This is a genomic window from Mesorhizobium sp., from assembly GCF_005063415.1.
In the GTDB taxonomy this organism is placed as follows: Bacteria; Pseudomonadota; Alphaproteobacteria; order Rhizobiales; family Rhizobiaceae; genus Mesorhizobium.
In genome coordinates, this window is record NZ_SUEG01000192.1 from 1 (window position 1) to 8,356 (window position 8,356).

Genomic DNA, 8,356 nt, shown 5'->3' on the forward strand with positions numbered 1-8,356 from the left:
ATCCTTCACTGAGTTCGCCGAGGTGCGGAGCCTTCGTTCAAGCAACTTGGCTGCGCGTAGAACGCTCCCGGCTACATCCGTCAAACAATCGACCGGATCGATCCTCCATCGACGCCCCAGACCGCCGAAGTCACGAAGCTTGCAAGGTCGGAAGCGAGGAACACGAGGACGTTTGCGACCTCGTCGGGATCGCCAAGCCGCTGGAGCGGCAGCTGGCGAAGCTTCATCTCATGCTCTACGGCGGCTTGCGGCTCCATCTTGTGATACTTGCCCATGGTCTCGGCGAACCCGCCTGGCTTCGTCCAGAACGGCGTCCAGATGGGACCTGGCGCCACCGCGTTGACGCGGATCCTGGGGCCTTCCGCGCGAGCAAGCGCCTTGGTCAGTGCAAGCACTGCGGCCTTCGACACCGAATAATCGATCGGCACCGGTTCGGGTTGGCGGGCGAGATCCGATGCGTTGTTGATGATCACGCCACCCTTTTCGCGAAGGATTGGCAATACTTTGCGAATGGCGCGGACGTAGCTCATGAAATTCAGGGCCAGGGTGGCGTCCCAAGCGGCATCATCTACGTCGTCGAAGGAGCGGATCGCCCCCGATCCGACATTGTTCACCAGAATATCGATACGGTCGCCAAAGGCGGCGAGCAACTTGTCCATGCCGTTGGATACGCCGCGCGCGGTCGAAAGGTCTCCTGCCGCGGTGTGCACCGTGACCCCGAGAGCCTTGGCTGCCTCGGCTACCTTCTGCATTTCGGCCTCATCAATGTCCAGGATGCCGACGTGCGCACCCTCCTTCGCGAACGCCAGGGCCGTCGATCGACCAATTCCGTTCGCACCGCCAGTGATAAAGGCGACTTTACCCTTGAGACCAGTTTCCATTGCTCTTCCTCCCTATGGGCCGGTCAGACTGAAGCCCCTTCGGCTCCCGTGCGAAAATCAAAGCCAGCAGTCAGGCCACCGTCTGCGATCAGGTCTGCACCCAAGATTGCGTGGGCGCCATCAGACAACAGGAACAGCGCTGCCCGAGCGACCTCGACCGCCTCCAGAATCTTCCCCTCCGGCTGCCTGTTCGAGCGGGTCGCCAGGAATTTGTCGCCATCGGTGGCGGATTCCAGGTGGCGTTTGAACAGTCCAGCCATCATAGGACCGGGGCTGAGAACGTTGATGCGAACGCCGGCGCGGGCATGGTCGAGGGCTGCAGTTCGAGCAAGTTGCCTTACCGCAGCTTTGGTTGCGTTGTAGACAGCCAATTGCTGCTCAGCCAATCCCGCATTTACCGATGCCACCGCCACGACTGAGCCGCCTCTCCTCTGCATCAGCGGGATCAACGTGGCCATTGCAAGCGCAGTGCCCGTGACGTTCACGTCCATCGCACGCGCAATAATCTCTGGGGTTGTGTCCGGTATGAAACCCGTGTCCAGGATCCCTGCCGAGGTAACTAGACCCAGCTTCCCGGAGCCGGCGGAATTTATGGCGTCTTGCACCTTCGCCCAGGTGGTCTGGCTGGAAACTGAACCCGTAACCTGGGCGTAGCCTTCACGATCAGACAATGCGGACGACGTCAGATCCACTCCGACGACCTTCGACCCACAATCCAGCAGCAAAGTCGCGATCTCACTTCCAAGGCCGGACCCCGTGCCAGTAACGACGACTACGTCGGGCAATCCGAAAGTGACCGTTGGCATTGGGTGTCCTCCAATCTTGAAACGGCGATCGCGTAGGGTTCAGGCCTATCCGACGGCGGTATGCGATTACACAGCGCTCGGGAGCGCGCGCCCAGACGACGAGGCGACTGCTTCTACGTCCTGGACGTAGTCAACCTGGTGCCTGGCGATGCGCATGCCCTCCAACTCATCTCGGACTTTCAAATGAGCTGGGTGGCTGGCGTATGCAGCAAGTGCTTCCTTGCTGCTGAACTCGGAATATAGGACCACATCGCAGGCGTAGGATACCCGGCTGAAATCCACACCAATCTCCAGGTGGAGGAGCCCAGGAATGACGCGCCTAAGGCCCTCGAACCTCGACTTTATTGCGGCCGCAACGTGATCCTTCTCTTTCTCATTTGCGCCGGCAACGTTCCACATGACGATGTGCTTTATACAGTCGCCAACAGTTCGGTTTTCAATGCTGGGGAGACCCATCCGATCCTCTCAGGCGTGTGACAACTGATATCGTCAGCAGGAATTGCATTTGCCGTAGAGACGATAAAGACTGCCATCGAGAAAACACCTTCCCGCTGGGCGCAAAAATGGACCGCTGGACCGAATTGGACGTGTTCGTAAGGATCGCGGAAGAAGCGAGCCTAACTCGAGCCGGAGAGGCGCTCGAAATGTCTGTTTCGAGCGTAAGCCGCTACCTGATGAACTTGGAGACACGCCTTGGCGTTCGCCTCGTGCAGCGATCCACCCGCCAATTGAGTCTCACGAGCGAAGGTGAGCAGTTTTATGGGCAAGCACGGGAAATCATACACAGCCTCCTCGACGCCGAAGCGAGCGTGTCAGCGAAAGCGGCTAGCCCGAATGGTCGACTGCGGGTCGGAGCCTCTCTTTCATTCTCCCTGCTGCATCTGATGCCTGTCGTGCAGCAGTTTCGCGATCGATACCCTAACGTCATTATCGATATCGTGTCCTCAAACCGATACTATGATATCGTCGAGAATGGCCTCGATCTCGCAATCAGAACGCGCCGTGTCGAAGCGGACAGTTCCATCACAATCAGGCGCCTTGCCGAGACGCGGCGTCTTTTAGCGGCATCTCCCGCCTACTTGGAGCGTCGCGGCACTCCCCGCCATCCCAGTGATTTGGCCCAGCACGATCTCATTCTCTACACACTCGCCGATAACTGGAACCAATTCAATTTCCGCAAGGGCGATGACCAGGTCAGAGTCGACGTGGACGGCATCATCAATGCAAATGATGGCCAGTTGATCTGTGTGGCGGCACGAAACGGCTTGGGAATTCTGGCCCAGCCAGCCTACATCATACAGGCCGATCTTGACGCTGAGCGGCTCGTCAGGGTTCTGGACGATTGGGACTTGCCACGCCTTACCATGAATATTGCGTTCCCTACGAAGGTCATGCTCCCGACACGAACCCGATTGTTCATAGATTTCCTGGTCGAAAGCTTCCGCGTCGGCAACTACGAAAAAATCTGGACGAGCTAAGCAGTCTCGGCTCGCACGATCGCACAAACGGTGGCATTGGCGGCATTTGCCTATGCTCTCTCCAGTGCCACCGCGATTCCCTGTCCGACACCGACGCACATGGTAGCGAGTGCGCGCCTGCCGCCCGACAGCGACATTTCGATTGCGGCCGTGCCGGCAATGCGGGCGCCCGACATGCCCAAGGGATGACCAAGTGCGATCGCACCGCCATTGCGGTTAACCCGATCATCATTCGCAGCTACCCCTAGCTCACGAAGCGTCGCCAGACCTTGCGAGGCAAAAGCCTCGTTGAGTTCGATGACGTCGAAATCATCCGCTACCAAGCCCAAACGGCTCATCAACTTCTGAGATGCGGGTGCCGGCCCGATGCCCATAATCCGCGGTGGAACGCCTGCGGTAGCGCCGGCGACGATGCGTGCAAGCGGGGTCAATCCATTCTTCTTGGCCGCAGCCTCGGTTGCAATGATCAAGGCCGCTGCGCCGTCGTTTACTCCTGAAGAGTTGCCAGCTGTGACGCTGCCACCGTCGAAGAGCGGCTTGAGCTTGGAAAGCGTTTCGAAGGTCGTGGCACGTGGGTGTTCGTCACGGTCGACGATAAGTGGATCACCCTTGCGCTGAGGAACGACAACAGGGATGATTTCACGTGCCAGTCGCCCGTTCGACTGAGCGTTTGCCGCCTTGTTCTGAGAAGCGAGCGCAAACAGGTCTTGATCCTGCCGGCTGACCCCGAAATCATTCGCAACGTTCTGGCCAGTCTGCGGCATCGAATCGACACCGTAGCGCGCCACCATGGCTGGATTCACGAAGCGCCAACCGATAGTCGTGTCGTGGACCTCTGCATGTCGAGAGAATGCCGTTTCTGCTTTGGGCAATACGAAGGGCGCCCGCGACATGGATTCGACGCCCCCTGCGATCACGAGGTCTGCTTCCCCTGCCTTGATAGCGCGGGCCGCGGTAATCAGAGCATCCATGCCTGAGCCGCAGAGGCGGTTCATCGTCGTTCCAGGCACCGTTTCAGGTAGTCCGGCTAACAGCAACGACATTCTGGCGACGTTGCGATTGTCTTCGCCAGCCTGGTTTGCGCAGCCGAATATCACCTCATCCACCGCTTGCCAGTCGAGGGACGCGTGCCGCTTCATCAGTTCCCTCAGCGGAACGGCTCCGAGGTCGTCAGCTCGCACCGACGAAAGCATGCCGCCGAAGCGGCCGATCGGCGTGCGGATGTAGTCGCAGATAAACGCTTCGCTCATGTCAAACATCCGGAACGATAAGGTCGGCAACCGCGCCGACAACGTGCAATTCAGCGCCAGTCAGCGCTTGCAATTCGTCGATTGAAATGGAGGACAGTTTTTCACGAAGCACGAAGTGCTCGTCCTCGATGTCCATCAACGCCAGGCTGGTGTAGATGCGTGTCACGCACTGGACGCCGGTGAGCGGCAGAGTGCATCGCTTGACGAGCTTGGCCTTACCGTCCTTCGTGATGTGGCCTGTAATCACTGCTACCCGTTTGGCGCCGTGGACTAGATCCATGGCCCCACCGACGGCAGGCACGCCTTTTGGCCCGGTCGACCAATTTGCAAGATCGCCATTTTCAGCCACTTCGTAGGCACCGAGGATAGCGACATCCAGATGGCCGCCACGAACCATTGCGAAGCTGTCGGCATGATGGAAGAAGGCGGTCCCTGGGTTCAGCGTCACTGCCTTCTTACCAGCGTTGATCAGATCCCAGTCCTCTTGTCCGGCTGAAGGAGCTTCGCCGAAAGCCAGGATTCCATTCTCGGTATGAAAGATCGCTTGTCGTCCGGGCGGCTGGAAGCGCGCGACGAGCTCAGGGAGCCCTATGCCGAGGTTCACGTATGCGCCATCAGCTATGTCCTGGGCAGCGCGCCACGCGATCTGAGTGGGGTTCAACTTGTTCATTGGACAAACTCCGGATAGACGGCATTTGCCCGGTTAAGCGCCTCCTCTTGCGCCGGCTCCGCGACCTCCACGAGGCCTTGCACAAAGATGCCGGGGGTCACAACGGTCTCTGGGTCGATATCTCCGGGACGAACAATGCCGGACACCTGGGCTATCGTCGTCTGGGCTGCCATACACATCAGAGGATTAAAATTGCGCGCGGCTTTGTTGAAGGTGAGATTGCCAAACGTGTCGCCAAGATGCGCTTTCACCAATGCGAAGTCGGCTTTCAGCCAACGCTCCCTGATGTAAGGGCGGCCTTCAAACTCCTCGACCGGCTTGCCCTTCGCAAGGTCCGTTCCGTATCCTGTAGGCGTATAGAATGCGGGGATGCCGGCGCCTCCCGCACGAATGCGTTCGGCGAGTGTCCCCTGCGGCACGAGTTCGAGTTCGATCTTGCCGGCCAAATACAGGTCCGTGAACACGCGCGGATCGGCCGACCTCGGAAACGAGCAGATCAGCTTGGAAACCATTCCCTGCTCGATTAGGGCCGCGAGCCCAACATGCCCGTTGCCAGCGTTGTTGTTCACGACCGTCAAGTTCGTCGGATGACCGGTTTGCACGAAACGGTCAATCAAGGCGTGGATCAGCTCGATTGGTGCCCCGGACCCTCCGAAGCCGCCGATCATCACCGTCATACCGTCTTCAATACCACTCACCGCTTCGCGAAGAGACGCGATAGTCTTGTCCATACCAACTCCTCTTGGACCGGCCTTACTCCCGCGAAGGCGAGGAAGTATCCGCCCACAATGTTCAAGCCTGCGGTGGTTCTCCGGCATAAGCCCGGGCGATCAGTTCCCTGATTGGCTCGCGCTCCAGGGCACGGGGATTCCAATAAGGATTTGCGAGCGCACGGTCCGTTGCGATGTCGATCCCGCTCTGCGGCATACCGATGTCCGAAAGTGCACGTTTGGCCCCAATCTGTCCGGCGAGGTCATAGAGCGCCATCGCGGGATCGGCCTTCAGGACGGCACGCAAATTGTCGATCACTGTCGGAATGGCAGGAGCGTTGTAGGCTAGCGCATGCGGCAACACGATCGTGTGGGTCTCCGCATGTGGCAGGTCAAAGGTGCCTCCCAAAGTGTGGCAGAGCTTGTGATGCAGCGCCATTCCAACCGAGCCAAGACATATGCCACAGAGCCAGGCGCCATAGAGCGCTTTCCACCGCGCCTCCGGATCCTGTGGCCGTTGCGCAATGACCGGCAAAGAGTCAGCAAGAGCACCAATCCCTTCTTTCGCCATCAAGCTGACTACAGGGTTCCTTTCCCGCGCATAAAGAGCCTCAACCGCGTGAGCGATCGCGTTCATGCCGCTTGTTCCGGACATAGCGGCGGGAAGTGTCATCGTGAGTTCCACGTCATAGATGACAACCTCTGGCAGAACCTTCGGGCTCGACTGAGTAATCTTCGCGCCGTCCTTGGTTTCACCCAGGATCGGCGTCATCTCCGAGCCGGCATAGGTTGTTGGGGCTACGATCTGCGGCAAGTCGGTCCGCAGCGCGATTGCTTTGGCGAGCCCCGTAGTTGAACCGCCTCCAACTGCAACCAGCCCGTCGACATTGAGATCGGCCACCATGCGCATCGCGTCTTCCGTAACCGAAACAGGCGTGTGCATTGTCGCCTTTGTATAGACACCGGCCGCCCGCTCGCCGATGGACTCGGCAAGGCGTAAAGCATCGGCCTCCTGCGGCGGGGTCGCCAGCACGAGAACGCGTTGCAAACCCATCCGTTGGACCTCTTCCGGCAGCGTCGAGATCGTCCCGGAGCCGAAGATCACTCGAGCGGGTTGGCCGTTATAGACGAAGGTCTTCATTGTCGTTCCTTTCGCGTCAGAGGCGGTTGTCCACACGCATCAGGAAGGGATGGATGTTCACGCTCTCCCAAACATTGGCCGAGGCGAATGGATCTGCAGCATTGAAGGCCTTTACGTCATCGATACTGTTGGCCGAGAAAACGAAGAGTGACCCGATCATGGTCACACCGTGCTCCGCGACCAACGGTCCAGAAATCACTGTCGCAATGGAGCCGCTCGCAAGATGGGCCTTGTGTGCGTCGTAATTTGCGAGACGCCGCGGAAGTGCATCTGCATGGTCAAGGCAGTGGACGGCAAAAAGCAACGTGTATCTCCCGATTTTCGATCGGCGTGCTGATAATCCCTGGGTGGATAGAATTGACGCGTATGCCGTCGCCCACATACGCGATTCATGCCATTCCCAGCGGGCGGGATAAAGGCGAGCCATCGGGAAACAGTCTTGCGCCCAGCGCAAAACACTTTGAAGCAGCTGATTGTGTCTCGGGGCTACGCCCAGATTTAGCGAGCGTTCTTCGGGATGCCCGAAAGCGAAAGCTTATTGCGGTGGCTGCAACAGTGTTTCTTCAACAGGTCACTTTCTTTCGCCAAATGGCATGATATTGACTTGATGAGAGTGGCCGGGGCGCGCGCTCATGACTGATAGGATAGCAAAGATCGTGGCTGAAGACGTCGAACTCTTGATCTCGTATTTCGCCCTTTCAGGCGACGTTTACCCTCTTGCCCCAGTCGAGATAAGCCCGTTTCCATTCAAGGACAGGGTGGAGGCGGCAGCGCGGGCCGGCTTTAAGGGCTTCGGACTTCACTACGAGGACACGATGGCCACGCAGAGCAAGATTGGCTTTGCGGAAATGAAGCGCATCCTGAAGGCAAACGGGATGAAATATCTCGAGATCGAGTTCTTGCTGAACTGGTATCGCAACGACGAGAAGCGCAAGGAGTCGGACAAATTCCGCCGCCAGTTGTTCGATGTCGCCGCAGAGCTCGGTATGCGGGATATCAAGATCGGTCCCGGCTTTCACGAACAGACTGCGGACGTTCCGCTTATGGCTGCTGAGTTCGCAAAACTGTGCCAAGAGGCGGCGGTCTACGGCGCGGATATCGTGTTGGAGATCATGCCTTGGTCGAACGTTCGCACGATCGAGACTGGCCTCGCCATTGTCAGCGAAGCAGACCAACCGAACGGCGGCCTGCTTGTCGACATCTGGCACCTGGCACGCGGAGGGATCCCGTTCAGCGACATCCGCAAGATCCCGATGCGCTTCATCAAAGCGGTAGAGGTCGATGACGCCCTCAAAGTGCCGCCGGTTGACGACCTCTGGGAAGACACCATCCACCATCGTGAACTCTGTGGGGAGGGAGAGCTCGATGTGCCGGCGTTCTTGCGAGAAATTCGAGCCGCTGGTTACAAAGGTGTCTACGG

The 8,356-nt window shown here is 58.6% G+C and carries 10 protein-coding genes; 2 read left to right on the forward strand and 8 right to left on the reverse strand.

Annotation, left to right across the window (positions count from 1 at the left end; translation table 11 throughout):
* Positions 1-80 precede the first annotated feature (80 nt).
* The 3 genes from E5W70_RS29055 to E5W70_RS29065 all read right to left on the reverse strand — a co-directional run bounded on the left by E5W70_RS29055 (position 81) and on the right by E5W70_RS29065 (position 2,143).
* Complete coding sequence (locus E5W70_RS29055) at positions 81-881, reverse strand: SDR family oxidoreductase (protein ID WP_292664734.1); 801 nt, start codon at positions 879-881, stop codon at positions 81-83.
* A gap of 23 nt (positions 882-904) precedes the next feature.
* The gene (locus E5W70_RS29060; protein ID WP_292664735.1) at positions 905-1,687 is read right to left on the reverse strand and encodes an SDR family oxidoreductase; all 783 of its coding nucleotides are present in this window, start codon (positions 1,685-1,687) and stop codon (positions 905-907) included.
* 66 nt (positions 1,688-1,753) lie between these two features.
* Positions 1,754-2,143, reverse strand: a complete 390-nt coding sequence (locus tag E5W70_RS29065; protein WP_292664736.1) for a Dabb family protein — start codon at positions 2,141-2,143, stop codon at positions 1,754-1,756.
* Positions 2,144-2,250: 107 nt separating this feature from the next.
* On the opposite strand from E5W70_RS29065, the gene E5W70_RS29070 reads away from it, so the two are divergent.
* Complete coding sequence (locus E5W70_RS29070) at positions 2,251-3,165, forward strand: LysR family transcriptional regulator (protein ID WP_292664737.1); 915 nt, start codon at positions 2,251-2,253, stop codon at positions 3,163-3,165.
* A 50-nt stretch (positions 3,166-3,215) separates the two neighbouring features.
* Here the strand turns inward: E5W70_RS29070 and pcaF are convergent, their stop codons facing one another.
* The 5 genes from pcaF to E5W70_RS29095 form a co-directional block, all read right to left on the reverse strand.
* A complete protein-coding gene (pcaF, locus tag E5W70_RS29075) occupies positions 3,216-4,415 on the reverse strand; it encodes a 3-oxoadipyl-CoA thiolase (protein WP_292664738.1) in 1,200 nt (399 codons plus the stop codon).
* Position 4,416: 1 nt separating this feature from the next.
* Positions 4,417-5,085, reverse strand: coding sequence for a 3-oxoacid CoA-transferase subunit B (locus tag E5W70_RS29080; protein WP_292664739.1), 669 nt, complete (start codon positions 5,083-5,085; stop codon positions 4,417-4,419).
* Positions 5,082-5,816 carry a 3-oxoacid CoA-transferase subunit A gene (locus E5W70_RS29085; RefSeq protein ID WP_292664740.1) on the reverse strand — a complete coding sequence of 245 codons (735 nt, stop codon included), beginning with the start codon at positions 5,814-5,816 and terminating at the stop codon, positions 5,082-5,084. The genes E5W70_RS29080 and E5W70_RS29085 overlap by 4 nt, the downstream gene beginning before the upstream one ends.
* Before the next feature lie 61 nt (positions 5,817-5,877).
* The gene (locus tag E5W70_RS29090; RefSeq protein WP_292664741.1) at positions 5,878-6,936 is read right to left on the reverse strand and encodes a maleylacetate reductase; all 1,059 of its coding nucleotides are present in this window, start codon (positions 6,934-6,936) and stop codon (positions 5,878-5,880) included.
* Positions 6,937-6,952: 16 nt separating this feature from the next.
* Complete coding sequence (locus tag E5W70_RS29095; RefSeq protein WP_292664742.1) at positions 6,953-7,240, reverse strand: YciI family protein; 288 nt, start codon at positions 7,238-7,240, stop codon at positions 6,953-6,955.
* Between the two features lie 352 nt (positions 7,241-7,592).
* Here E5W70_RS29095 and E5W70_RS29100 point away from each other — a divergent pair.
* A partial coding sequence (locus E5W70_RS29100) for a sugar phosphate isomerase/epimerase (RefSeq protein ID WP_292664743.1) occupies positions 7,593-8,356 on the forward strand: 764 nt, incomplete at its 3' end.